The 22,767-nt window shown below is 71.8% G+C and carries 24 protein-coding genes and 2 tRNA genes; 16 read left to right on the forward strand and 10 right to left on the reverse strand.

Annotation, left to right across the window (positions count from 1 at the left end; all coding sequences use genetic code 11):
- From AOK00_RS15540 to AOK00_RS15550, 3 genes are all read left to right on the forward strand, one after another.
- Nucleotides 1-489 (forward strand): AIM24 family protein (locus AOK00_RS15540; RefSeq protein ID WP_173861573.1); only part of this gene is annotated, 489 nt, incomplete at its 5' end.
- Nucleotides 490-503: 14 nt separating this feature from the next.
- Nucleotides 504-1,184 (forward strand): AIM24 family protein, encoded by a 681-nt coding sequence (locus AOK00_RS15545; protein WP_030320784.1) that lies wholly within the window; start codon nucleotides 504-506, stop codon nucleotides 1,182-1,184.
- Nucleotides 1,185-1,203: 19 nt separating this feature from the next.
- A complete protein-coding gene (locus AOK00_RS15550; protein WP_055600906.1) occupies nucleotides 1,204-1,959 on the forward strand; it encodes an AIM24 family protein in 756 nt (251 codons plus the stop codon).
- Between the two features lie 58 nt (nucleotides 1,960-2,017).
- Here the strand turns inward: AOK00_RS15550 and AOK00_RS15555 are convergent, their stop codons facing one another.
- Both AOK00_RS15555 and AOK00_RS15560 read right to left on the reverse strand, forming a co-directional pair.
- Nucleotides 2,018-2,542: an NUDIX hydrolase gene (locus tag AOK00_RS15555; protein WP_055600907.1), complete on the reverse strand. Its 525-nt coding sequence runs from the start codon at nucleotides 2,540-2,542 to the stop codon at nucleotides 2,018-2,020.
- Nucleotides 2,539-3,984: a zinc-dependent metalloprotease gene (locus AOK00_RS15560; RefSeq protein ID WP_055600908.1), complete on the reverse strand. Its 1,446-nt coding sequence runs from the start codon at nucleotides 3,982-3,984 to the stop codon at nucleotides 2,539-2,541. The genes AOK00_RS15555 and AOK00_RS15560 overlap by 4 nt, the downstream gene beginning before the upstream one ends.
- Before the next feature lie 214 nt (nucleotides 3,985-4,198).
- On the opposite strand from AOK00_RS15560, the gene AOK00_RS15565 reads away from it, so the two are divergent.
- The 4 genes from AOK00_RS15565 to AOK00_RS15575 all read left to right on the forward strand — a co-directional run bounded on the left by AOK00_RS15565 (nucleotide 4,199) and on the right by AOK00_RS15575 (nucleotide 7,480).
- The gene (locus tag AOK00_RS15565; RefSeq protein ID WP_055600934.1) at nucleotides 4,199-5,308 is read left to right on the forward strand and encodes an SDR family oxidoreductase; all 1,110 of its coding nucleotides are present in this window, start codon (nucleotides 4,199-4,201) and stop codon (nucleotides 5,306-5,308) included.
- Nucleotides 5,309-5,416: 108 nt separating this feature from the next.
- Nucleotides 5,417-5,881, forward strand: coding sequence for a molybdenum cofactor biosynthesis protein MoaE (locus AOK00_RS15570; RefSeq protein ID WP_055600909.1), 465 nt, complete (start codon nucleotides 5,417-5,419; stop codon nucleotides 5,879-5,881).
- A 312-nt stretch (nucleotides 5,882-6,193) separates the two neighbouring features.
- On the forward strand, nucleotides 6,194-6,325 hold the full coding sequence (locus tag AOK00_RS41165; protein ID WP_301554210.1) for a hypothetical protein: 132 nt from the start codon (nucleotides 6,194-6,196) through the stop codon (nucleotides 6,323-6,325).
- Nucleotides 6,326-6,391: 66 nt separating this feature from the next.
- Nucleotides 6,392-7,480, forward strand: coding sequence for a YlbL family protein (locus tag AOK00_RS15575; RefSeq protein WP_055600910.1), 1,089 nt, complete (start codon nucleotides 6,392-6,394; stop codon nucleotides 7,478-7,480).
- Nucleotides 7,481-7,549: 69 nt separating this feature from the next.
- On the opposite strand, the gene AOK00_RS15580 is transcribed toward AOK00_RS15575, so the two are convergent.
- Nucleotides 7,550-8,101 (reverse strand): PPA1309 family protein, encoded by a 552-nt coding sequence (locus AOK00_RS15580; RefSeq protein ID WP_030320796.1) that lies wholly within the window; start codon nucleotides 8,099-8,101, stop codon nucleotides 7,550-7,552.
- 135 nt (nucleotides 8,102-8,236) lie between these two features.
- Here AOK00_RS15580 and AOK00_RS15585 point away from each other — a divergent pair, with 135 nt between their 5' ends.
- The 4 genes from AOK00_RS15585 (at nucleotide 8,237) to AOK00_RS15600 (ending at nucleotide 13,595) form a co-directional block, all read left to right on the forward strand.
- Entirely contained in the window at nucleotides 8,237-11,140 is a 2,904-nt protein-coding gene (locus tag AOK00_RS15585; protein ID WP_079042022.1) for a UPF0182 family membrane protein, read from the forward strand.
- 45 nt (nucleotides 11,141-11,185) lie between these two features.
- Nucleotides 11,186-11,259, forward strand: a tRNA-Met gene (locus AOK00_RS15590).
- A gap of 204 nt (nucleotides 11,260-11,463) precedes the next feature.
- A complete protein-coding gene (locus AOK00_RS15595; RefSeq protein WP_055600912.1) occupies nucleotides 11,464-13,449 on the forward strand; it encodes a tetratricopeptide repeat protein in 1,986 nt (661 codons plus the stop codon).
- A gap of 72 nt (nucleotides 13,450-13,521) precedes the next feature.
- A tRNA-Met gene (locus AOK00_RS15600) sits at nucleotides 13,522-13,595 on the forward strand.
- A gap of 136 nt (nucleotides 13,596-13,731) precedes the next feature.
- On the opposite strand, the gene AOK00_RS15605 is transcribed toward AOK00_RS15600, so the two are convergent.
- The 3 genes from AOK00_RS15605 to hisN all read right to left on the reverse strand — a co-directional run bounded on the left by AOK00_RS15605 (nucleotide 13,732) and on the right by hisN (nucleotide 15,762).
- On the reverse strand, nucleotides 13,732-14,151 hold the full coding sequence (locus AOK00_RS15605) for a Fur family transcriptional regulator (RefSeq protein ID WP_055600913.1): 420 nt from the start codon (nucleotides 14,149-14,151) through the stop codon (nucleotides 13,732-13,734).
- Nucleotides 14,152-14,383: 232 nt separating this feature from the next.
- Complete coding sequence (locus AOK00_RS15610) at nucleotides 14,384-14,770, reverse strand: CBS domain-containing protein (protein WP_055600914.1); 387 nt, start codon at nucleotides 14,768-14,770, stop codon at nucleotides 14,384-14,386.
- A 182-nt stretch (nucleotides 14,771-14,952) separates the two neighbouring features.
- On the reverse strand, nucleotides 14,953-15,762 hold the full coding sequence (gene hisN, locus AOK00_RS15615) for a histidinol-phosphatase (RefSeq protein ID WP_030320808.1): 810 nt from the start codon (nucleotides 15,760-15,762) through the stop codon (nucleotides 14,953-14,955).
- 121 nt (nucleotides 15,763-15,883) lie between these two features.
- Between hisN and AOK00_RS15620 the strand changes: the two genes are divergently transcribed.
- Nucleotides 15,884-16,537 (forward strand): TetR/AcrR family transcriptional regulator, encoded by a 654-nt coding sequence (locus AOK00_RS15620; RefSeq protein ID WP_055600915.1) that lies wholly within the window; start codon nucleotides 15,884-15,886, stop codon nucleotides 16,535-16,537.
- On the opposite strand, the gene AOK00_RS37195 is transcribed toward AOK00_RS15620, so the two are convergent.
- The 4 genes from AOK00_RS37195 to AOK00_RS15635 all read right to left on the reverse strand — a co-directional run bounded on the left by AOK00_RS37195 (nucleotide 16,429) and on the right by AOK00_RS15635 (nucleotide 19,960).
- On the reverse strand, nucleotides 16,429-16,752 hold the full coding sequence (locus AOK00_RS37195; protein ID WP_079042023.1) for a DMT family transporter: 324 nt from the start codon (nucleotides 16,750-16,752) through the stop codon (nucleotides 16,429-16,431). The two genes, AOK00_RS15620 and AOK00_RS37195, sit on opposite strands and share 109 nt — an antisense overlap.
- Nucleotides 16,753-16,904: 152 nt before the next feature.
- Nucleotides 16,905-17,918 (reverse strand): ribosome small subunit-dependent GTPase A, encoded by a 1,014-nt coding sequence (gene rsgA / locus AOK00_RS15625; RefSeq protein WP_055600916.1) that lies wholly within the window; start codon nucleotides 17,916-17,918, stop codon nucleotides 16,905-16,907.
- Between the two features lie 3 nt (nucleotides 17,919-17,921).
- Entirely contained in the window at nucleotides 17,922-19,253 is a 1,332-nt protein-coding gene (gene aroA / locus AOK00_RS15630; RefSeq protein WP_055600917.1) for a 3-phosphoshikimate 1-carboxyvinyltransferase, read from the reverse strand.
- 20 nt (nucleotides 19,254-19,273) lie between these two features.
- On the reverse strand, nucleotides 19,274-19,960 hold the full coding sequence (locus AOK00_RS15635; RefSeq protein WP_055600918.1) for a M50 family metallopeptidase: 687 nt from the start codon (nucleotides 19,958-19,960) through the stop codon (nucleotides 19,274-19,276).
- A gap of 50 nt (nucleotides 19,961-20,010) precedes the next feature.
- On the opposite strand from AOK00_RS15635, the gene AOK00_RS15640 reads away from it, so the two are divergent.
- The 4 genes from AOK00_RS15640 (at nucleotide 20,011) to rsrA (ending at nucleotide 22,725) form a co-directional block, all read left to right on the forward strand.
- Nucleotides 20,011-20,826 (forward strand): SOS response-associated peptidase, encoded by an 816-nt coding sequence (locus AOK00_RS15640; protein ID WP_055600919.1) that lies wholly within the window; start codon nucleotides 20,011-20,013, stop codon nucleotides 20,824-20,826.
- Nucleotides 20,827-20,872: 46 nt separating this feature from the next.
- Nucleotides 20,873-21,514: an alpha/beta hydrolase family protein gene (locus AOK00_RS15645; protein ID WP_437441415.1), complete on the forward strand. Its 642-nt coding sequence runs from the start codon at nucleotides 20,873-20,875 to the stop codon at nucleotides 21,512-21,514.
- 240 nt (nucleotides 21,515-21,754) lie between these two features.
- Nucleotides 21,755-22,411: a sigma-70 family RNA polymerase sigma factor gene (locus AOK00_RS15650; protein ID WP_030207302.1), complete on the forward strand. Its 657-nt coding sequence runs from the start codon at nucleotides 21,755-21,757 to the stop codon at nucleotides 22,409-22,411.
- Nucleotides 22,408-22,725 (forward strand): mycothiol system anti-sigma-R factor, encoded by a 318-nt coding sequence (gene rsrA, locus AOK00_RS15655; RefSeq protein WP_030320825.1) that lies wholly within the window; start codon nucleotides 22,408-22,410, stop codon nucleotides 22,723-22,725. The genes AOK00_RS15650 and rsrA overlap by 4 nt, the downstream gene beginning before the upstream one ends.
- Nucleotides 22,726-22,767: the final 42 nt, after the last annotated feature.

Here is a 22,767-nt window from a genome sequence, read left to right on the forward strand (position 1 = left end):
GGCGCCGGCTTCACCGGCCGGATCGTCGGCAACGCCACCGGCCAGGAGATGCAGCTGATGCGCTGCACCGGCCGCGGCCAGCTCTTCCTCGCCGAGGAGGGGGCCCATCTGCACCCGATCGAGCTCCAGGGCGACGGCATCTGCGTCTCCGCGGAGAACGTCCTCGCGTTCGACGAGTCCCTGCAGTACGAGGTGCGGCGCATCGAGGGCCACGGCATCCCCGGCGGCGCCCTGTTCACCATGCAGTTCCAGGGCACCGGCACCGTCGTCGTGAAGACCCACGGCGTGCCCGTGGTGCTTCCCGTCACGCCGACCACCTTCGCCGACTGCAACGCCGTCGTGGCGTGGTCGTCCGCGTCCCAGGTCATCCTCTCCAGCCAGGTGCGGCTCCGCCGCAACGCCTACCCCGGCCACAGCGGAGAGACCGTGAACCTCCAGTTCCGGGGAGCCCCCGGCAACTTCATCGTCGTCCAGCCCTACGAGGTCTGAGGGAGCCCGAAGTCATGAACCAGCAATTCGCGGGCTACGCCCCGACCCCCGTCGCGGCCCGGATGGAGAACCACGGCCGCGCCATGCTCCAGGTGGCCATGGCCTCCGGCCAGGACCTCTACGCCCGGACCGGCTCGATGGTCTCCTACGAGGGCTACATCACCTACGAGCCCAACCCGCCCGCCGCCCGGCAGGTCGCCCAGCAGTGGGTCACCGGCGAGGGCGCGCCCATCATGAAGTGCTCCGGCGACGGGCTGCTCTACCTCGCCGACTACGGCGCCGACGTCGTCGTGATCAACCTCCAGAACGACTCGATCTCGGTCAACGGCACCAACCTGCTCGCCTTCGACGCCCACCTCCAGTGGGGCGTCGAGCGGGTCAAGGGGCTCGCGAAGTTCGCCGGCCAGGGCCTGTTCAACGTCGAGATCGCCGGCACCGGCTGGGTCGCCCTGACCTCGCGCGGCACCCCGATCGTCGTCGACTGCGGCCGCGGCGACGACGAGACGTACGTCGACCCCGACGCGCTCGTCGCCTGGTCGCCGTCGCTCAAGGTCAAGGGCAAGCGCAGCTTCAAGGCGTCCTCCCTCATCGGGCGGGGCAGCGGCGAGGCATTCCAGATGGCCTTCTCGGGCCAGGGCATCGTCGTCGTACAGCCGAGCGAGGACAGCACCGACCGCCTGCGGGTCCGGGGCTGAGGGGGAGCGAGAACACACCATGCAGAGCCCGCTTTTCAACCACGCCGAACAGCAGAGCCAGGAGCGGTACGTCATCCAGAACCCGCAGCTCCTGCGGGTCACCCTCACCGGGCAGGACGACATCCTGGCCCGCAAGGGCGCCATGGTCGCGTACCAGGGACTCGTCGACTTCGACGGCGAGTACAAGACCCCCAGCCAGCGCCGGGCCCAGGCCCGCACCGGTGAGGGCCTCGACCTCATGCGCTGCTCCGGCCAGGGCACGGTCTACTTCGCCAACCTCGCCCAGTACGTCCACGTCGTGGACGTAGAGCAGGAGGGCCTGACCGTCGACAGCGCCTACGTCCTGGCGCTCGACTCGACCCTCCACACCGAGGTCATCGCCGTCGACAGCCAGTACGGCGTCTCCGGCACCGGCAAGTACCAGCTCAACATCTCCGGCCGCGGCCGGGTCGCCCTGATGACCTCGGGGCAGCCGCTGATGATGCAGGTCACGCCCGAGAAGTACGTGAGCGTCGACGCGGACGCCATCGTCGCCTGGTCCACCGGGCTGCGCGTCCAGATGCAGGCGCAGACGCACAGCTCCAGCGTCCGCACCCGCCGCGGCAACACCGGCGAGGGCTGGGAACTCAGCTTCCTCGGCCAGGGCTTCGCGCTCGTCCAGCCCAGCGAGGTCATGCCCCCGCAGAACGCGGCCATCGGCCAGGGCATCGCCGCCCAGTTCGGCGCCGGACAGCACGGTTCCCACGCCCAGAACCAGAACAACGCCTGGAACTAGGCACCGGACGGACGTGAGGGGCGGTCGGCACGCCGACCGCCCCTCACGCGCGCGTGCCCTACGGAAGCCGCGCCAGCGTGCTCTCCAGGAGACGGACCACCGACGTGTCCGCCACGCCCGCCACCTCCTCGTACGTGAACCAGCGCAGGTCCAGCGACTCCTCGCTGATCTGCTCCACCGCGCCGGCCGGGGCCAGCGCCGCGTACTGCACGTCAAGGTGCCAGTGGCACGGCGCCGGAATCGGATGCCGGTCCAGCCGCACCGGGCCGCCCGGCAGCAGGGTCAGGCCCGTGATCCCGGACTCCTCGGTGGCCTCCCGCAGCGCGGCCGCCTCGACCGTCGCGTCACCCGCCTCGCAGTGACCGCCCATCTGCAGCCACATGCCCAGCTTCTTGTGCAGGGTCAGCAGCACCCGCCCGCGCGCCGGGTCGACCACCAGCGCACTGGAGGTCAGGTGCCCGGCCCCGCAGGGCTTGTACATGCCGTCCGGATGCGCGTCCAGGTGCGCCAGATACAGGTCGCGCAGCTCCGGCTGGTCCTCGTACCCCTTGAGGACGAGGACCGCGTCGTCGTGCAGAGTCACTCCTTGCCGTCCCCGTCTTCCGGGGCGTCGCCCTTGGCCGCCTCGCCGAGCATCTTGTCGATCTCGGAGAAGTCGAGGTGCTCGCGGTGCACGAAGCCGTCCGGGTCGTCCAGGTCGGTCGCCGTCGGCAGCATGTCCGGGTGCTCCCACAGACCGTCACGGCCGTCGACCCCGCGCGCGTCCGTCAGCGACGCCCACAGGCGCGCCGCGTCCCGCAGCCGCCGCGGCCGCAGCTCGAGACCGATCAGCGTGGCGAAGGTCTGCTCGGCGGGACCGCCCGAGGCCCGGCGCCGGCGCAGCGTCTCGCGCAGCGCGTCCGCCGACGTGAGGCGCGACTTGGCGGCCTCGTGGACCACCGCGTCCACCCAGCCCTCGACCAGGGCCAGCGCCGTCTCCAGCCGGGCCAGGGCCGCCTTCTGCTCCGGAGTGTCCTCCGGCTGGAACATGCCCTGCTGGAGGGCCTCCTGAAGCTGCTCCGGGTGCGTCGGGTCGAGCTGGCCCACCGCCTCCTCAAGCTTCGAGGTGTCGACCTTGATCCCCCGCGCGTACCCCTCGACCGCGCCGAACAGATGCGCCCGCAGCCACGGCACGTGGGCGAAGAGACGCTGGTGGGCGGCCTCGCGCAGCGCCAGGTAGAGCCGCACCTCGTCGGAGGGCACGCCCAGGTCCTTGCCGAAGGCCTCGACGTTCAGCGGCAGCAGCGCGGCCCGGCCCGCGGGCCCGAGCGGCAGGCCGACATCGGTCGAGCCGACGACCTCACCGGCGAGCGCGCCGACGGCCTGCCCGATCTGCTGGCCGAACATGGCGCCGCCCATGGAGCGCATCATGCCGATCAGCGGGCCCGCCATGGCCTGCATCTCCTCCGGCAGGACGTCGCCCATCGCCGAGCCGACCCGCTCGGCGACCGGGTCCACGAGCTGCTGCCACGCCGGCAGCGTCGCCTCGACCCACTCCGCGCGGCTCCACGCCACCGCCGTGCTCGCGCCCGAGGGCAGCGAGGTCACACCGTCCAGCCACAGGTCGGCGAGGCGCACGGCCTCCTCGACCGCGGCCTTCTCCGCCGGACCCACGCTGGCGTCCTTGGTGCCGTCGGCGGTGCCCTGGGCCACCACCTGGCGAGCGATCTGCTTGGCCATGTCCCAGTTCACGGGACCGCCCTCGTAGCTCAGCATCTGGCCGAGCTGCTGGAAGGCCGCACCGAGATCGTTGGGGTTCAGCGAGCCGAACATCGCCGCGAACGGATTGTCCGCCCCGCCCGGTCCGCCCATGCCGGGCAGCCCGCCGAAGCCGAACGGGTTCGCCCCGAACGGGTTCGCCCCGAACGGGTTGCCGCCCTGGCCGCCGGACCCCTGGCCACCTCCGGCGGGGTCCTTCTTCTTGCCCTCGTCGCCGTTCTCCGGCTCCTCCGGCGGAAGGCCGAATCCGAATGGGGTGTCACTCACAGGTTTCCTCGGCTCGTAGGGCCGCCGGCCTCCTGCCGACGGCGACTGCCCGACCAGGGCCTGTCCAGACAGGCCCCGCACACCACCAGCGTAGACATCCGGGCCGGAAATGGGCTCGGTGCTCCGCCGGGCCGTGCCCTGCGGCAGGATGGACGCCACCTGGTCCGTACGCGTCATCCGTGTACGTACTGAAGACAACCGCTGGAGACGCCCGGTGAGTTCCCCAGATCCACAGGTTCGCGGAGCGCGAAACCTCTCAACCCGGTCCGCCGCGCGCGGCCCCGTCGTCGCGGTCACCGGTGCCGCTTCCGGCGTCGGTGACCTGCTGACCAGGCGCCTCGCCGCGTCCGACGAGATCAAGAAGGTCGTCGCCATCGACGAGCGCCGGGGCGAGGTCGCCGGGGCGCAGTGGCACATCCTCGACGTGCGCGACCCGGCCATCGCCGAGAAGCTGCGCGGCGCGGACGTCGTCGTGCACCTCGCCGTCGATCTCGACCTGGAGACCGACCCCGCCGCACGAACGGCCTACAACGTGCGCGGTACGCAGACCGTGCTGACCGCCGCGGCCGCCGCCGGGGTCCACCGGGTGGTGCTGTGCACCTCCGCGATGGTCTACGGCGCGCTGGCCGACAACGACATCCCGCTCTCCGAGGACGCCGAGCTCAGGGCCACGGCGGAGGCCACCGGCGTGGGCGACATGCTGGAGATCGAGCGCCTCGGCCGCCGGGCGCCCCGCGCGCACCCCGGCCTCAACGTCACCGTGGTCCGCCCGGCCGTCCTCGTCGGCGGTACGGACACGGCGCTGACCCGCTACTTCGAGTCGCCCCGGCTGCTCGTCGTCGCCGGCTCCCGGCCCACCTGGCAGTTCTGCCACGTGGAGGACCTGGTCAGCGCCCTGGAGTACGCGGCCCTGGAGAAGGTCGAAGGGGAGTTCGCGGTCGGCTGCGAGGGCTGGCTGGAGCAGGAGGAGGTCGAGGAGCTCTCCGGGATCCGGCGCATGGAGCTGCCCTCCGCCGTCGCCCTGGGCACCGCGGCCCGGCTCCACCGGATCGGGCTCACCCCGTCCCCGGCGGGCGACCTCGCGTACACGATGCACCCGTGGGTGGTCAGTGTCGGACGCCTGCACGACGCCGGCTGGCGGCCGAAGTGGACGAACGAGGAGGTCCTCGCCGCGCTCCTGGAGGAGGTCGAGGGCCGTCACACGGTCGCCGGCCGCCGGCTGGGCCGCAAGGACGCCACGGCGGCGGGCGCGGCCGGTGCGACGGTGGCCCTGCTCGGTACGGCGGCGCTCGTCCGGCAGATGCGGAAGCGGCGGGGGATCTGACCGGGGAGGACGGAGTGCGGCGGCCTGTAGGACCCTCCTACACAGGCCGCCGACGACCGGTCGAAACCGCTATTCCGGGATCCCGCGCGCGTACGGCACGATGGACGCATGGCACCGACGTCGATTGACCACCCCGGCGAGCAGGCCGCCGCCGATCCGATCAAGCTCCTCGCGATCCGGGAGACCCCGCTCTCCCTCGACGAGGTCTTCCGGGCGGTCGGGGACGACGCCTCCGGCGGCACGACGCTCTTCGTGGGCACCGTGCGCAACCACGACGGCGGCGCGGACGTCGACCGTCTGGGCTACTCCTGCCACCCCACCGCCGAGGCGGAGCTGCGCCGGGTCGCGGAGAAGGTCGTCGCCAACCACCCGGTCCGCGCGCTGGCCGCCGTGCACCGCGTGGGCGACCTGGCCGTGGGCGACATCGCGGTGATCGTGGCCGTCTCCTGCCCGCACCGCGGTGAGGCCTTCGAGGCCTCCCGCAAGCTCATCGACGACCTCAAGCACGAGGTCCCCATCTGGAAGCACCAGACCTTCTCGGACGGCACAGAGGAGTGGGTGGGGGCCTGCTGATGCCCGCCACCCCTGGTCTGGGGGCCCCTCCGTCCGAAGGCCGGGGGAGGGTCGGGGCCTGCTGAAATGCGTCACCGGTGCGTGTCGCGGCAGCAAGGCGACGCGCCGACAGGGCGTAGCCGAACGCCCGATTTGCGTAACCGCCCCCCAGGCGCGAGCGTTGGTCTCACAGATGACACAGTCTGCTGATCAACTCACTGGGGATGGGAGGTCGGGATGGCAGCGCTGGCCTGGTTGCTGATTCCGCTTTTCGCAGTCGTCGGCGCGGCGATATGGGGAAGCTGGGCTTCGAGGAGCAAGACGATAGGTGACGTGGCCGAACTCGCCGGCTACGCCCGCTTCCGGGACGCGATGGAACGCGCCCACACCACGATCCCCGATTCCGCTCGTGCCGAGCGCGAACCGGCCGCCGCGGGCGGTGCCGCCGCCTCGCCGTCGAGCTGACGCCGGCCCGCCTCGTACGGACCGCCCCAGGGGTGCACCCACAGGCGAGTCCCGTACTGTCGTTCCATGCCACGCCGCACCGCGACGATGCTCGCCTCCACCCTGGTCCTGATCTGTCTGCTCATCGCGGGCGTCCTGATCCCGGTGCCGTACGCGGAGATGAGCCCGGGCCCCACGGTCAACACCCTCGGCGAGGCCCGGGGAGAGCCCGTGCTGCACATCGAGGGACGCAAGACGTACCCGACCGACGGGCACCTCAACATGACGACGGTCCGCGTCACGAGCGCGGACTACAAGATGAACGCCGTCGAGGCGGTCTACGGCTGGCTGGCCCACGACAACGTGGTGGTGCCGCACGACACGCTCTACCCGGACGGCAAGACCGAGGAGCAGTCGAGCCAGGAGAACGCCGAGGAGTTCAGCCAGTCCCAGGAGAGCGCCAAGGTGGCCGCCCTCAAGGAGCTGAACATCCCGGTCGTCTCCCGTGTCGTCGTCGGCACAGTGATCAAGGGCTCGCCCGCCGAGGGCAAGCTGCACGCCGGTGACGTGATCAAGGCCGTCGACGGGGTCGCGATCACCGCGCAGGCCGATGTCGCCAAGCAGGTCGTGAAGCGGAAGCCCGGCCAGGACGTCGCGTTCACGATCGTCCCGGCCAAGGAGGCGGCCGCCGCCGAGAAGGCCCGCAAGGAGCCCACGGCCACCCGGAAGGTGGTCATCACGACCACCACGTCCGAGGAGGGCGACCGGGCCGTCGTCGGCATCCAGGCCGGCACCGACCACGTCTTCCCGTTCACGATCGACATCAATCTGGCCGATGTCGGCGGCCCCAGCGCCGGGCTGATGTTCGCGCTCGGCATCGTCGACAAGCTCACCCCCGAGAGCCTCACCGACGGCCGCTTCATCGCCGGCACCGGCACCATCGACGACGAGGGCAAGGTCGGCCCGATCGGCGGCATCGAGATGAAGCTGGTCGGCGCGCGCAACGCCGGCGCCCAGTACTTCCTCACCCCGGCCGACAACTGTGAGAACGCCGCGAGGGACACACCCGACGGGCTCACCCTCGTCAGGGTGGACACCATCGACGACGCCACGAAGTCCCTGGAGAAGCTCCGCGCCGGCGACACGAAGTCCCTGCCGACCTGCTCGAAGAGCTGAGTCCGCGCCCGTACGTGAGAAGGGGCGCCCGGTCACCGACCGGGCGCCCCTTCCGCTGTCGTGCGGAGGTCAGCTCTCGAAGGTCGCCGCCAGCGCCTCGGCGAGGCCCGGCACCAGGTCGGGGCCGGTCAGGACCTCGGTCGCGGTGTCCTTCTCGCGGAGCCGGATCGCCGCCTCGCGGGCACCGCCGCGCAGCACGGCCACGGTCATCCGTACCTCCTGGCGGTCCGGGTGGGCGGCCACCCACTTGGCGAGCTGCTTCTCGTTCAGACCCTGCGGGACCTGGGCCTCCGCAGACGGGGGCAGCATGAGCCGTTCCACCGTCATGGCGCAGCCGGCCACGCCCGCGGGCCAGGCGATCGTGCCGAGGAATTCGTCGAGGGGCTTCCCGCGCGGCAGCTTGTCCTGCTCGATCGGGGTGTAGGCGGTGGCATCGTCACCCAGGCCCAGCTGGGAGGCGAGCGCGGGTTCCTTGGCGCGCAGCCGTGCGGTGTCGACCAGGGCGAACAGACGGGCCGGCTGGTCCCAGCCGAGGCCCGCCGCGTACTCGTCGATCTCGAGCACCGCGCGGGTGAGGGGGCTCGCGGCCATTGCCGGGCCGGAGGGGGAAACGTTGGACATGACCAATATCCTGCCTCCTCTTCCCCTGAACACGGGAACTAGGTAAAGCCTCAGTAAGTTGCACCATTGGGCTCTACGATCGCGGGGCCTGCTTTCAGACGCATCAACATCGAGGGGCGCACGTTGGCTTTCCAGATGCCGGACCGCGGCGGTAGCCCGTCCGGGCCAAGGATGAGAGTCGGCCGGCCGTCCCGGCGGGCCCGAACCCTGCTCATGACACTCGGGGTGCTGGCCGTTCTGGCCATGGCGTTCGTGATGTTCGCCGGGTTCTGGACGGACTGGCTCTGGTACCGCTCGGTCAAGTACTCGTCCGTGTTCACGACCACGCTGTGGACCAAGATCGGCCTCTTCGCCGTCTTCGGTCTGCTGATGGGGCTCGCCGTCGGCCTGAACATCTGGCTGGCGTACCGGCTGCGGCCGCCGCTCAGCGCGATGTCGCTGGAGCAGCAGAGCCTCGACCGCTACCGGATGGGTCTCGCCCCGTTCAAGAAGTGGGTGCTGCTCGCGGTCACCGCCCTGGTGGCGCTGATCGCCGGCGCATCCGCCTCCGGCCAGTGGCGCACCTGGCTGATGTGGGTCAACGGCGTGAAGTTCGGCGAGAAGGACCCGCAGTTCGGGCTGGACGTGGCGTTCTACGCGTTCGACCTGCCCTGGTACCGCTTCCTGCTCGCCTTCGGCTTCGCCGCCGTCGTCCTGTCGCTGATCGCCGCCGCGCTCACGCACTACCTGTACGGCGGGCTGCGGATCACCAGCCCGGGTGCGCGCGCCACCGCCGCGGCCACCGGCCACCTCTCGGTGCTGCTCGGTGTCTTCGTGGCGCTGAAGGCCGTGGCGTACTGGCTCGACCGGTACGGCCTGGCCGTGAAGTCCAGCGACTTCAAGGCCACCGGCAACTGGACGGGCCTGCGGTACGTCGACGCCAACGCCTACCTGCCGGCGAAGACCATCCTCTTCTGCATCGCCGCGATCTGCGCCGTGCTGTTCTTCGCCACGCTCTGGCGCCGCACCTGGCAGCTGCCGGTGATCGGCTTCGGTCTGATGGTGCTCTCCGCGATCCTGATCGGCGGCCTGTACCCGGCCATCGTGCAGAAGTTCCAGGTCCAGCCGAACGAGCAGGCCAAGGAAGCGCAGTACATCCAGAAGAACATCGACGCGACCCGCAAGGCGTACGCGATCGACGGGACGAAGCTCGAGAACTACTCGGGCAAGTCGACGGTGAAGGCCAAGGACCAGCTGCGCAGCAACGCCGACTCGGCGGCCAGCTACCGCGTCCTCGACCCGAACATCGTGTCGCCCACGTTCCAGCAGCTGGAGCAGAAGCGGAAGTACTACCAGTTCCCGACCACCCTGGACGTGGACCGGTACGCGGGCAAGGACACCGTCGTCGGTCTCCGTGAGCTCAACATCAAGGGCATCCCGAAGCGGAACTGGATCAACGACCACTTCACCTACACCCACGGCTACGGCGCGATCATGGCCGCGGGCACGCAGACGGACGCCAACGGCTCCCCGATCTTCACCGAGGCCGGACTGCCGACCACGGGGATGCTCGGCACGTACCAGCAGCGGATCTACTACGGCGAGAAGACCGATCAGTACTCGATCGTCGGCGGCCCGCAGAAGGAGCTGGACTACGAGGAGAACGGCGAGAAGACCACCAGCTACGAGGGCAGGAGCGGGGTCAACCTCTCCAGCACCTTCAACCGCGCCGCCTACGCGGTCGCGTTCAGCGAGCCGCAGATCCTCTACTCGGGGGCCATCGGCGAGGGCTCGCGGATCCTCTACAACCGCACGCCCAAGGAGCGCGTCGAGGCCGTCGCGCCCTGGCTGACCATCGACGGCGACGCCTACCCGGTGGTCGTCGACGGCCGCATCCAGTGGGTCATCGACGCCTACACGACGACCAACGGCTACCCGTACGCCTCGCGCACCACTCTCGGCGACACCACGGCCGACTCGCTGACCGTCGGCAACCAGCAGCGCGCGGTCGTCGCCCAGCAGAACCAGGTCAACTACATCCGCAACTCGGTGAAGGCCACCGTCGACGCCTACGACGGCACGGTGAACCTCTACCAGTGGGACACCCAGGACCCGGTCCTGAAGACCTGGATGAAGGCGTTCCCGGGCACGGTCAAGGCCAAGTCCGAGATCGACGGCGACCTGATGCAGCACCTGCGGTACCCGCAGGACATGTTCAAGGTCCAGCGCGAGCTGCTGACCCGCTACCACGTCACCGACCCCGCGCAGTTCTACAGCGGCTCGGACGCCTGGCAGGTGCCGGACGACCCGACCAACAAGGACGGCAACGCGGTCCCGCCGTACTACCTGAGCATGAAGATGCCCGGGGACACGGCGCAGCGCTTCTCGCTGACGACGACGTTCACGCCGAACGGCCGGCCCAACCTGGGCGGCTTCATGGCGGTCGACGCCGACGCCACCAGCAAGGAGTACGGCCGGCTGAGACTGCTGCGGGTCACCGAGGACGTGCCTGGTCCGGCGCAGGTGCAGAGCAAGCTCAACGGTCTGCCCTCCGTCGCCACCTTCGTCCGGGACATGAAGGGCGCCGACTCCGACATCCAGTACGGCAACCTGCTGACCGTCCCGCTCGACGGCGGGTTCCTGTACGTGGAGCCGGTGTACGCCCAGGGACGCAACGCGCTCTACCCGCTCCTGAAGAAGGTCGCGGTGTCGTACGTGGACGCGGACCAGCCGAACGGTGACACGACCAAGGACACCACGGTGTTCGAGGACAACCTCACCAAGGCACTCAACGCGGTCTTCGGAGTGGAGGCGCCGACCACGCCGCCGCCCACCTCGCCGACGACCCCGCCGGGCACCACCAACCCACCGCCGGCGTCCAACGACGCCGCGCTCAAGCAGGCGATCTCGGACGCCCAGAAGGCGTACGACGCGGGCGAGGCGGCTCTGGCGAAGGGCGACTGGACGGCGTACGGCAAGGCCCAGGAGGACCTCCAGGCGGCGCTCCAGCGCGCCGCTGAGGCCGGAGCGAAGCTCAAGACGCCGGGATCAAGCGGCTGACCTGAGGTTTTCCACCCCGCGACCGTGATACGGTTGGTTTACCGACGCGGGGTGGAGCAGCTCGGTAGCTCGCTGGGCTCATAACCCAGAGGTCGCAGGTTCAAATCCTGTCCCCGCTACTCAGAGGACGAGGGCCCGGATCCATAAGGATCCGGGCCCTCGTCGTGTGTCGGCGTGCGCGAGGGACCCGAAGAGCGGTAGGGAAGGGGCGAGTTGGCGTGAGTCGTGTTTGACTTGTCTCTCTGTGGGCATGTCGACAAAACGCTGAGTGACCTCACTGGCTGCGGTATACCAGGTGTGCTCGGGTTGCGGGTGGTGCGACGATGGTATTTATGGGGGACAGGGCAACTCTGTTGGAGACAGGGCGGTTTGTGCAGCGGCATGCCAGGAACGCCGCGGACGAGATCATCGAGGCAGTAGGGGCCGTCGATGCGGCCGTCGACACCACCGCCGAGACCGATGCCGACACCGAGAACGAGACCGAGACCGAGGCCCGCCACCGGCGTGCCGCCGAGCGCGGCGACCTCGCCTCGATGAGCGCGCTCGGCGCGCTGCTGCTGCGCCGCGGCGACCTCGACGGCGCCGAGCCCTACCTGCGCGGTGCCACCGCCGAGGGCGACCGGGCCGCCGCCAACAACCTCGGGGTCCTGCTGCACCAGCGCGGCTACGCCGAAGAGGCCGCCGGCTGGTGGCGGGTCGCCGCCGTCGCCGGATCCGCGCCCGCCGCCCACGCCCTCGGCCGTCACCACCGCGAGCGCGGCGACGAGCCGGCCGCCGAGTACTGGCTGCGCCAGGCCGCCGAGCAGGGCCACGCCCTCGGCGCCTACGCCCTCGCCGACCTCCTGGAGCACCGCAGCGACGTCGGCGCCGAGCGCTGGCTGCGCGCCGCCGCCGAACAGGGCCACCGCGAGGCCGCGTACCGGCTCGCCCTCGCCCTGGAGCGCCGCGCCACGGAGACCACCCGCGGCCCGCACGACACCGGCACCCGGCTCCGGGTGCCCGGCACCGGCGCCCTCGTGCCCACCGGCGCGCCCGCCACCGCCCCGGCGGCCGCGGGCACCGACGCCGCGGCCGGGCGGGCCGTCGGCGAGCCCGGGGGCGAGCCCACCGAGGCCGAGCAGTGGTTCCGGCAGGCCGCCGCGCGCGGCCACCGCCGCGCCGCGCTCCATCTCGGCGCGATCCTGGAGCACCGCGGCGAGCTCAAGGAGGCCGGCCGCTGGTACCTCAGCTCCGCCAAGGAGGGCGAGGCCAAGGCCGCCTGCGCGCTCGGCTTCCTGCTCCGCGACGCGGGCGACGAGGAGAGCGCCGCCGTGTGGTGGCTGCGCGCCGCCCAGGACGGCGACGGCAACGCCGCCAACGCCCTCGGGGCGCTGCACGCGGCCAGGGGCGAGCAGCAGACCGCCGAGCGCTGGTACCGGGCCGCCATGGACGCGGGCGACGTGAACGGCGCCTACAACCTCGGCCTGCTCTGCGCCGCCCAGGACCGCATCCCGCAGGCCGAGCAGTGGTACCGCCGGGCCGCCTACGCGGGCCACCGCGAGGCCGCCAACGCGCTTGCCGTGCTGCTCCTCCAGGCCGGCGACGCCAACGGCGCCGAGCCCTGGTTCTCCAAGGCCGCCGAGGCCGGCAGCGTCGACGCCGCGTTCAACCTCGGCATCCTCCACGCGGGCCGCGACGACGACCGTACGGCCCTCGTCTGGTACGAGCGGGCCGCGGCCGCCGGGCACACCGAGGCCGCCCTCCAGGTGGGCATCGCCGCCCTGCGGGACGGCGACGAGCGCACCGCCGAGCGGCACCTGCGCTGCGCGGCCGGAGGCGGCAGCGCCGAGGCCGCCTTCCGGCTCGCCTCGGTGCTCGACGCGCGTCGCCCCGACCCGGGTCCCGCCGTCCTCGGCGCGCCCCGGGAGGAGAAGACCGAGTGCGAGGAGTGGTACGAGCGGGCGGCCCAGCAGGGCCACCGGCGTGCCCAGGTGCGGGTCGGCATGCTCGCCGCCGGGCGGGGCGACCTGGCCGAGGCGGACCGCTGGTACCGCGAGGCGGCCGAGGCCGGCAGCCGCAACGGCGCCTTCAACCTCGGGCTGCTGCTCGCCCGCGAGGGCAGCGAGCGCGAGGCCGCCCTCTGGTGGACCCGGGCCGCCCGGGCCGGCCACGGGCGCGCCGCGCTCCGGCTCGCGCTGCTGGCGGCGCGCCGCGGGGAGCTGACCGAGGGGCGCCGCTGGTGCGCCCGTGCGGTGGAGCTGGGGCCCGCGGAGGTCGCGGAGCGGGCGGCGCGGCTGAGTGAGGCACTGCATCAGGAGCTGACCGCGTGACGGCGCCGTGATGGCCGCGCGGTAATGGATTTGCGCTGGTCGAGCGGCGTCCCGTAGAGTCGGGTTTACCGACGCGGGGTGGAGCAGCTCGGTAGCTCGCTGGGCTCATAACCCAGAGGTCGCAGGTTCAAATCCTGTCCCCGCTACTCAGTAGCAACGAAGGCCCGGATCCGATGTCGATCGGATCCGGGCCTTCGTCGTGTGCGCGTTGCGTCGATGTGCGGGACGCGGGTGCGGGACGCACGAAGGAAGCCCCCGCCGGAGCGGGGGCTTCTGTCGCTGTCAGGCGGTGGTCGCGCAGCTCGGGCAGATGCCGCGGTACGTGACCTCGACGTTCGAGATGGTGAAGCCGAAGCGCTCGGCGTCCGGCAGGTCCGCCAGCGGGTCGCCGCCCGGGTGGACGTCCCGGATCGCGCCGCAGCGACCGCAGACCAGGTGCTGGTGCGGCCGGTGGGCGTTGGGGTCGTAGCGCTTGGCGCGTCCGTCGGTCGCGACCTCAAGGACCTCGCCGAGGGTGACCATCTCGCCCAGCGTGTTGTAGACGGTCGCGCGCGAGATCTCGGGAAGTCGCGCCACGGCGCGCGCGTGGACCTCGTCGGCGGTCAGGTGCACGTGATCCCCGTCGAGGACCTCGGCCACGACGCGTCGCTGCGCGGTCATCCGCCAGCCGCGTCCGCGCAGTCGTTCCAACAGGTCGCTCATGGGGGCCAGGGTAACAGTCGCGGCTTCGGCTTCCCGAACACGTGTGACTTTGGATCGCTGCTTGACTTGGACAATGTCCATTATAGGATCGCGTTCGGCGGCAATGTCCGCCGGGCGGACGAAGGCTTCGGCGAGCGGCTGGAGGCCGCGATCCAGGCCCTGCGCGGCCGAGGGCGCCTGCCGAAAGAGGGAGCGGGCCGGATCTCCGTAGGGAGTCCGGCCCGCTCTCGCGTCATCCCGCGACGCTGTGCAGCGGGATCCAGCAGCGGATGATGTCCCGGACCGAGACGATGCCGACGGGACCGTGGTCGTCGAGGACCACGAGGTGGCGGAATCCGCCGTGGGTCATGGCGCCGGCCGCCTCCTCCAGCGTCCAGGTGGGTGCGGCGAAGACGACGTCGTGGGTGGTGTGGGCGTCGGCGGTCTCGATGTCGGGGTTCTGGTCGCGGGCCAGCGAGTTGAGGATGTCCCGCTCGGTGAGGATGCCGAGCCCGGCGTCCCCGTCCAGGACGACGGCCGCGCCGACGCGGCGCGCCGCCATCAGCCGGGCGGCCTGTCGGAGGGTGTGTGCGGGGCCGATGGTGAGGACCACGGTGCTCATGGCGTCACGGACGAGCATGGGCGGAGCCACCTCCTTGGTGAAACGTTCCCGCTTTCAACGAGAACCAATTCACAAGTTCACAAGTGGGGGGACTCTCAGAGTGGCACCGGGGGAGGGACCCGACAAGGGGGCGCGCGAGGCGCCCCCGGGGAGTGCCGAGGGCGCTCGAACGCGGGCGTTCGACCCGGTGCGGCGAGCGATCAGCCCTCCGCGTTCTCCTGGTTGAGGTAGCTCAGCAGCTCGCCGTGGAGCAGACCGTTCGACGCCGCCGCGTTTCCGCTGTGCGGCCCGTGCCGGCCGTCCAGGCCCGTGTACGTACCGCCCGCCTCCTGGACCACGACCGCCACCGCGGCCATGTCCCACAGGGACAGTTCCGGCTCCGCGCAGATGTCCACCGAGCCCTCGGCGACCATCATGTACGGCCAGAAGTCGCCGTACGCCCGGGTCCGCCAGCACGCGCGCGTGAGGTCCAGGAAACCGTCGAGGCGGCCCTGCTCCTCCCAGCCGCTCAGCGAGGAGTACGCGAACGAGGCGTCCTCCAGGGAGGCGACCTTGGAGACCCCGATCCGGCTCGCCGAGGCGAGACTGCGCCCGGTGTACGCCCCCAGGCCCTTCGCCGCCCACCAGCGCCGGCCGAGCGCCGGGGCCGACACCACGCCCACCACCGGCTGGAATCCGGTGTCCCCGGCCTCCATCAGCGCGATCAGGGTCGCCCAGACGGGTACCCCGCGCACATAGTTCTTCGTACCGTCGATCGGGTCGATCACCCAGCGGCGCGGGCCCGAGCCCTCCACGCCGTACTCCTCACCCAGGATCGCGTCGCGCGGCCTGGCGCGCTGGAGCTGCCCCCGGATCAGTTCCTCGGCGGCCTTGTCGGCCTCGCTCACCGGAGTCATGTCCGGCTTCGTCTCGACCTTGAGGTCGAGTGCCTGGAACCGGTCCATGGTGGCCGCGTCGGCGGCATCCGCGAGGACGTGGGCGAGACGCAGATCATCGTGGTAATCGGCCATGGTCGGCACTCTATCTCCGTGTGATCCCGACGCGGAGAACCGTCCACCGGCGCCCCTTGACAGTGCGGGGACGCCTGCCGACGCTGAGCACGGAAACGATTCCCTGGTCCGGGAGGCGCCGATGCCGACTGCCCGCGAGGCCCTGCTCGACGCCGCGCTCGCCGCGCTCGCGCACCGGCCGTGGTCCGCCGTCCGCATGGCCGACCTCGCCGTGGCCGCCCGGGTCTCCCGGCAGACCCTCTACAACGAGTTCGGCAGCAAGGAGGGCCTCGCCCGCGCCCTGGTGTGCCGGGAGGCCGACACCTATCTCCAGGGCGTCCGGCGGCTGCTCGCCGCCCCGGCCGCGCCCGAGCGGAACCTGGTCGCGGTCGCCGAATGGATCGTCACCCGGGCCGCCTCCCGGCCCGTGCTGCGGGCCCTGCTCACCGGTGCCTGGGACGAGCGGCTGCCCGCGCCCAGGCCCGCCAGACCCGGCGCGCGCCCCGCGGCCGTCCCCGCGCAGCGCCGCGCCGACGAAGGGCCGCCCGCGCCCGGCGAGCTGGTGGCGGCGACCGCGGCGTGCGCGGGGGAGCGGTGGGCGGCGGGCTGCGAACTCGCGGTCCGGCTGGCCCTCAGTCATGTCGTGGCGCCCACGATCCCCTCCCTGGAGGGGTGGCGGGCGGACGGTCAGTGCGCCGAGCCGGACAGCTGGAGCCCGATCACACCGACGATGACCAGGCTGATCGAGATGATCTTGAGTGTGGAGACCACGTCACCGAGGAAGATCATCCCGTAGATCGCCGTCCCGGCCGCCCCGATCCCGGTCCACACCGCGTACGCGGGACCCACGTCGAGCTTCCGCAGGGCGAGCGTGAGGAGACCGAAGCTGCCCAGGGCGAAGACCGCGAACGCGACCGTCGGCCACAGCCGGGTGAACCCGTGCGAGAGCTTCAGGCAGACCGCGAACCCCGTCTCCAGAAAGCCCGCCACGACCACCAGCAGCCACGCCATCGTCAGTGCCTCCCACGCCGTCGGTGACTGCTTCGTCGCACTTGGTGCGATTATGCACTTACCGGTCGCGGTCGTCCGTAAACGTGTACGGCGCGGCCGACCGCAAACGAGGGCGGCTCGGCGGGGCGGCCCGGGAAGACCGGCTCAGGGGCTCAGTCGCCCTCGCGCCGCTCCCGGGTCGCGAGCAGCCGGCGCAGCGAGACGAGCCGCGCCGGATCGGCGTGCCCCTCCGCCGCCCACGCGTCGAGGGCGCAGTCCGGCTCGTCGTGGCTGCACGCGCGCGGGCAGTTCTCCGTACCCGGTACGAGGTCGGGGAAGGCGAGGATGACCCGGGACGGGTCGACGTGGTGCAGGCCGAAGGAGCGGACGCCCGGGGTGTCGATGACCCAGCCGCCCTCCTTGTCGTTGAGCGGCAGGGCGAGCGCGGAGGTGGTGGTGTGCCGGCCGCGGCCCGTGACCGCGTTGACGAGACCGGTGGTCCGCCGTCGCTCCGGCGGGACCAGGGCGTTGACCAGGGTCGTCTTGCCGACGCCGGAGTGCCCGACGAACGCGGTGGTCCGGCCCTTGAGGTGCTCGTGGACCCGCTCGGCGGCCACCCCGTCCACGAACTCGTCGCGCGTGGTCACCACGTACGGCACACCGAGCGCGCCGTACATGTCGAGGAGGTCGTCCGGCGGCGCCAGGTCCGACTTGGTGAGGATGAGCAGCGGGGTGAGGCCGCCGTCGTACGCGGCGACCAGGCAGCGGTCGATCAGACGCGGGCGCGGCTCGGGGTCGGCGAGGGCGGTGACGATCGCCAGCTGGTCGGCGTTGGCGACGACCACCCGCTCGTACGGGTCGTCGTCGTCGGCAGTGCGGCGCAGCACCGAGCTGCGCTCACCGATCCGCACGATCCGGGCGAGGGTGTCCTTCTCACCGGACAGGTCGCCGACGAGCGAGACGCGGTCGCCGACCACGGCGGCCTTGCGGCCCAGCTCGCGCGCCTTCATCGCGGTCACCGCCCGGTCGTCGACCAGGACGGTCAGCCGGCCGCGGTCGACGGTGAGGACCATGCCCTCGACGGCGTCCTCGTGCTTCGGGCGGATCGTGGTGCGGGGACGGGTGCCCTTGCGGTTGGGCCGCTGGCGGATGTCGTCCTCGTCGGTGTGCTTGCCGTAACGCCGCATGGTTCAGGCCCCGAGCATTTCGGTCCACATCGTCGGGAAGTCGGGCAAGGTCTTCGCCGTCGTGGCCACGTCCTCGATCTCCACGCCCTCGACCGCGAGGCCGATGATCGCGCCCGCCGTCGCCATACGGTGGTCGTGGTACGTGTGGAAGACGCCGCCGTGCAGCGGGCGCGGGCGGATGTGGAGACCGTCCTCGGTCTCGGTCACGTCGCCGCCCAGCTCGTTGATCTCCTTGGTGAGCGCCGCCAGCCGGTCCGTCTCGTGCAGCCGGAGGTGGGCGACCCCGCGCAGGGTCGACGGGGAGTCCGCGAGCGCCGCGACCGCCGCGATGCCGGGCGTCAGCTCGCCGACCTCGCCGAGGTCGACGTCGATGCCGTGGATCCGGCCCGTACCGGTGAAGGTCAGGCCCGCCTCGGTCAGCTCGCAGGAACCACCCATCTCGGTGAAGATCTCCCGCAGCGCGTCACCGGGCTGGGTGGTGCGCGCCGGCCAGTCCGGGACCGTCACACGGCCGCCGGTGATCAGGGCCGCGGCCAGGAACGGCTGCGCGTTCGACAGATCGGGCTCGACGACCAGGTCCCGGCCGCGCAGCGCGGAGGGCGCCACCCGCCACACGTTCGGGGCGCCGCCGTGCTCCGGCTCGTCGACCTGGGCGCCGACCGCGCGCAGCATGTCGACCGTCATCCGGATGTGCGGCAGCGAGGGCAGCCGCGACCCCACGTGCCGTACCTCGACGCCCTGGTTGAAGCGGGGCGCGGACAGCAGCAGGGCGCTCACGAACTGGGAGGACGAGGAGGCGTCGATCTCGACGGTGCCGCCGTCCAGGCCACCGGCGCCGTGCACCGTCATGGGGAGGGCGCCGCGGCCCTCGTCGTCGACGCGGGCGCCGAGCGCGCGCAGCGCGTCGATCACGCCGTGCAGCGGGCGCTCGTGGGAGCGGGGGTCGCCGTCGAAGCGCACCGGGCCGTCGGCGAGCGCCGCGACCGGGGGCAGGAAGCGCATGACCGTGCCGGCGTTGCCGACGTCGACGGTCGCGGGGCCGCGCAGCGGGGAGGGGATGATCCGCCAGGCCTCGCCGGAGCCGTCGGGGCCCACGCCCTCCTCGATCCGCACACCGAGGGTACGGAGCGCCTCGGCCATCAGGAGGGTGTCGCGGGAGCGCAGCGGGCGGCGCAGCCAGCCCGGCTCGGACGCCAGCGCGGCGAGGACCAGGGCGCGGTTGGTGACCGACTTCGATCCGGGCACGGTGACGGTCGCGTCGACGGCGCCGCGGGCATACGGGGCGGGCCAGAGGTCGGTGGGCGGGTCGATGTGCGCGGAGGTGGCTGCGGTCATGGACTCACTGTACGGGGGAGTCAGATGCCCAGGAGCCAGCGCCCGCCGCCGATCAGGGAGGAGATCGCGACGGCGTGGAAGAAGACCAGCCACACGGCGGCGGGCACATGGGTGAGCCGCGAGAGCTGGTCCGCGTCCGAGTCGGGGGCGCCGCCGTGGCGTCGCTTCAGCTGGAGCTCGAAGGCCGGGCGGACACCGCCGATCAGCAGGAACCAGACCACGGCGTACGCGAAGACCGACTGGACGTCGGGGGAGGTCAGCCAGGAGACGAGGAGGAAGGCGGCGCCGGTGAGCAGGACGGTGAGGATCCCGTACGCGTTGCGGACCATCACGAGCATCGCGAGCAGCAGGGCCGTCGCCACCCACAGCAGCAGGGTCACCCGGTGGGTGCCGAGCAGCGCGGCGCCGCCGAGGCCGAGCAGCGGGGCCGCGGGGTAGCCGGCGGCCAGGGTGAGGACCACGCCGAGGCCGGTCGGGCGGCCGCGGCTCACGGTCAGTCCGCTGGTGTCCGAGTGCAGCCGGATCGCTTCGAGGCGCCGGCCGGTGGCGAGGGCGACGAGTCCGTGGCCGCCCTCGTGGGCGATGGTGATCGCGTTGCGGGCCGGCAGCCAGAGGGCGCGGAAGACGGCCAGGCTCAGCGCGCACCCGCCGGTGAAGTAGACGATCCACTCGTCGGGAGCAGGCTGGGTGCCGAGGATCTCTGTCATTTCTCGGACGGCTCCTCGGTCGGGTTCGGGATCGTGGCAGTGTGGCACGTATGTGCGGAAGGTATGCAGCGAGCCGGCGGCCCGAGGACCTCGTCGGATTCTTCGGGGTGGAGAAGTGGGAGCCGGAGGAGACTCTGGCCCCGGACTGGAACGTGGCCCCCACCAAGGAGGTCTGGGCCGTTCTGGAACGTCCTCTGAAAGACGCAGACTCCCCGCGTCCGGTTCGCCAGCTGCGCGCGCTGAAATGGGGCCTGGTGCCGTCCTGGTCGAAGTCTCCGGAGGGCGCCGCCCGGATGATCAACGCACGTGCGGAGACCCTGGACGAGAAGCCCTCCTTCAAGCGGGCCTTCGCGGCCCGCCGGTGCATCCTGCCCGCCGACGGCTACTACGAGTGGGTGACCGGCGCGGGGGAGCGGGACCTGGAGGTCGAGGGGAAGAGGAAGCGGCCGCGGAAGCAGCCGTACTTCGTGACCCCGGCGGACGGCTCGGTCTTCGCGATGGCGGGGCTCTACGAGTTCTGGCGCGACCGCACCCTGCCCGACGGCGACCCCCTGGCGTGGTGGGTGACCTGCTCGGTGATCACCACCGAGGCGGAGACCGGGCCGCTGGGCGTGGCCCCGGCCGAGGGCCCGCACTCGCTCGCCGACATCCACCCCCGGATGCCGCTGATGCTCACCGAGGACCGCTGGGACGCCTGGCTCGATCCGGCGACCACCCGGCCGGAGGAGCTGCGCGGGCTGCTCGCCCCACCGCCGGAGGGCCTGATGAGGGCCTATCCGGTGGCGACCGCGGTCAGCAACATCCGCAACAACGGACCCGAGCTCCTGACGGAGCTGGAGGGCCCGGAGGTCGGCACGCTGTTCTGAGACCGTCGCGCGCGCCGCCGGACGGCAGGATGGGAGCGTGACCGACGTGACACAGTACGAGACCGTTCCCACCGACGCCGGGGATGCCCGCGTCGCCTGGTACGAGGGGCCCGGGCGGACCAGGCCGTGGGCCGTCCTCGCCCTCGGCCACGGCGCCGGCGGCGGCATCGAGGCCCGCGACCTCCAGGCGCTGGCCGCCGCGCTGCCCGCCCGGGGCGTGACCGTCGCCCTCGTCGAGCAGCCCTGGCGGGTGGCGGGCAAGAAGGTCGCCCCCGCCCCCAAGACCCTGGACACCGGCTGGCGCGGCCTCTGGCCGGCCCTCGCCCGGCCCGGGCTCCCGGTGATCGCGGGCGGCCGCAGCGCCGGCGCCCGGGTCGCCTGCCGTACCGGGCGGGAGCTGGGCGCGCTCGCCGTCCTCGCGCTGAGCTTCCCCCTGCACCCGCCGGGCAGGCCGGAGAAGTCCCGGGCCGACGAGCTTCTCGGCAGCGGCCTGCCGACGCTCGTCGTCCAGGGCGGCAACGACCCCTTCGGACGGCCCGCGGAGTTCCCGGAAGGCCCGTACCGCCTCGTCGGGATCCCGGACGGGGACCACGGCTTCGCCCTGCCCAAGCGGGCGCCGCTCGGGCCGGACGAGGCGATGGCGCTCCTGGTGGACGGGGTCGCCGACTGGATCCTCTCCCTCCGCTGAGGGACCGGGAATGCCGAGTGGGGGACCACTGTTGTTCCGTGCGTCGGTATGAGCAAGGAAGAGGGAGTCCGTCGCATGGGTTCGACCATCTGCCCCGAGCGCGCGCAGGCCGCTGACCTCGACTGGACAGTGCTGCCCGCTCCCAAGGGAGCCCGGATTCGGGCGGCGGGCGGAGCGGTTCCTCGTCTATCCTCCGAAACGAGCGGGTCCGCCCTCGGACCCGCCGTCGCGCTGGAGGAGGTGGGTCCGGTCACTGGGACCGACACAGGGACCGACGACGGCCCCGAGGAGACGACCGAGGAGCGCAACGCGCGCTTCGAGCGGGACGCCCTCGGCTACCTCGACCAGATGTACTCCGCCGCGCTGCGCATGACGCGCAACCCCGCGGACGCGGAGGACCTGGTGCAGGAGACCTACGCCAAGGCGTACGGCTCCTTCCACCAGTTCCGCGAGGGTACGAACCTCAAGGCCTGGCTGTACCGCATCCTCACGAACACCTTCATCAACTCGTACCGCAAGAAGCAGCGCGAGCCCCAGCGCAGCGCCGCCGAGGAGATCGAGGACTGGCAGCTCGCGCGCGCCGAGTCGCACATGTCGACCGGGCTGCGCTCCGCCGAGTCGCAGGCGCTCGACCACCTCCCGGACTCCGACGTGAAGGAAGCCCTCCAGGCGATTCCCGAGGAGTTCCGCATCGCCGTCTATCTCGCGGATGTCGAGGGCTTTGCGTACAAGGAGATCGCGGACATCATGGGGACACCCATCGGTACGGTGATGTCCCGGCTGCACCGGGGTCGCCGCCAGTTGCGCGGCATGCTCGAGGACTACGCCCGCGACCGCGGGCTGGTACCCGCGGGCGCCGGAGAGTCGTCGAACGATCTGAAAGGCTCGGGCTCATGAGCTGCGGAGAGCCGCACGAGACGGATTGCTCGGAAGTCCTGGATCATCTGTACGAGTTCCTCGACAACGAGATGCCCGACAGTGACTGCACCAAGTTCGAGGTGCACTTCGAGGAGTGCTCCCCCTGCCTGGAGAAGTACGGCCTGGAGCAGGCGGTGAAGAAGCTCGTCAAGCGCTGCTGCGGCAGCGACGACGTCCCCACCGACCTGCGGTCCAAGGTCATGGGCCGGATCGACCTGATCCGTTCCGGGCACCTCGTGCCCGAGCAGGAGATCGCGCCGATCGTGCCGACGACACCGGCGCCCCAGGAGTAACTCCCCTTCCGTAGAGGGAGCAAGGAGGCCGTCGCGACACGA

It is taken from the genome of Streptomyces aureus, from assembly GCF_001418135.1.
Taxonomy (GTDB): domain Bacteria; phylum Actinomycetota; class Actinomycetes; order Streptomycetales; family Streptomycetaceae; genus Streptomyces; species Streptomyces aureus_A.

Bases quoted from the DNA above. Each gene is read 5' to 3' on its own strand.
- AOK00_RS15545 (WP_030320784.1), top strand. From the start codon at position 504: ATGAACCAGCAATTCGCGGGCTACGCCCCGACCCCCGTCGCGGCCCGG.
- AOK00_RS15550 (WP_055600906.1), top strand. From the start codon at position 1,204: ATGCAGAGCCCGCTTTTCAACCACGCCGAACAGCAGAGCCAGGAGCGG.
- AOK00_RS15570 (WP_055600909.1), top strand. From the start codon at position 5,417: ATGGCACCGACGTCGATTGACCACCCCGGCGAGCAGGCCGCCGCCGAT.
- AOK00_RS15575 (WP_055600910.1), top strand. From the start codon at position 6,392: ATGCCACGCCGCACCGCGACGATGCTCGCCTCCACCCTGGTCCTGATC.
- AOK00_RS15580 (WP_030320796.1), bottom strand. From the start codon at position 8,101: ATGTCCAACGTTTCCCCCTCCGGCCCGGCAATGGCCGCGAGCCCCCTC.
- AOK00_RS15585 (WP_079042022.1), top strand. From the start codon at position 8,237: ATGCCGGACCGCGGCGGTAGCCCGTCCGGGCCAAGGATGAGAGTCGGC.
- AOK00_RS15595 (WP_055600912.1), top strand. From the start codon at position 11,464: ATGGTATTTATGGGGGACAGGGCAACTCTGTTGGAGACAGGGCGGTTT.
- AOK00_RS15605 (WP_055600913.1), bottom strand. From the start codon at position 14,151: ATGAGCGACCTGTTGGAACGACTGCGCGGACGCGGCTGGCGGATGACC.
- AOK00_RS15610 (WP_055600914.1), bottom strand. From the start codon at position 14,770: ATGCTCGTCCGTGACGCCATGAGCACCGTGGTCCTCACCATCGGCCCC.
- hisN (WP_030320808.1), bottom strand. From the start codon at position 15,762: ATGGCCGATTACCACGATGATCTGCGTCTCGCCCACGTCCTCGCGGAT.
- AOK00_RS15620 (WP_055600915.1), top strand. From the start codon at position 15,884: ATGCCGACTGCCCGCGAGGCCCTGCTCGACGCCGCGCTCGCCGCGCTC.
- AOK00_RS37195 (WP_079042023.1), bottom strand. From the start codon at position 16,752: ATGGCGTGGCTGCTGGTGGTCGTGGCGGGCTTTCTGGAGACGGGGTTC.
- rsgA (WP_055600916.1), bottom strand. From the start codon at position 17,918: ATGCGGCGTTACGGCAAGCACACCGACGAGGACGACATCCGCCAGCGG.
- aroA (WP_055600917.1), bottom strand. From the start codon at position 19,253: ATGACCGCAGCCACCTCCGCGCACATCGACCCGCCCACCGACCTCTGG.
- AOK00_RS15635 (WP_055600918.1), bottom strand. From the start codon at position 19,960: ATGACAGAGATCCTCGGCACCCAGCCTGCTCCCGACGAGTGGATCGTC.
- AOK00_RS15640 (WP_055600919.1), top strand. From the start codon at position 20,011: ATGTGCGGAAGGTATGCAGCGAGCCGGCGGCCCGAGGACCTCGTCGGA.
- rsrA (WP_030320825.1), top strand. From the start codon at position 22,408: ATGAGCTGCGGAGAGCCGCACGAGACGGATTGCTCGGAAGTCCTGGAT.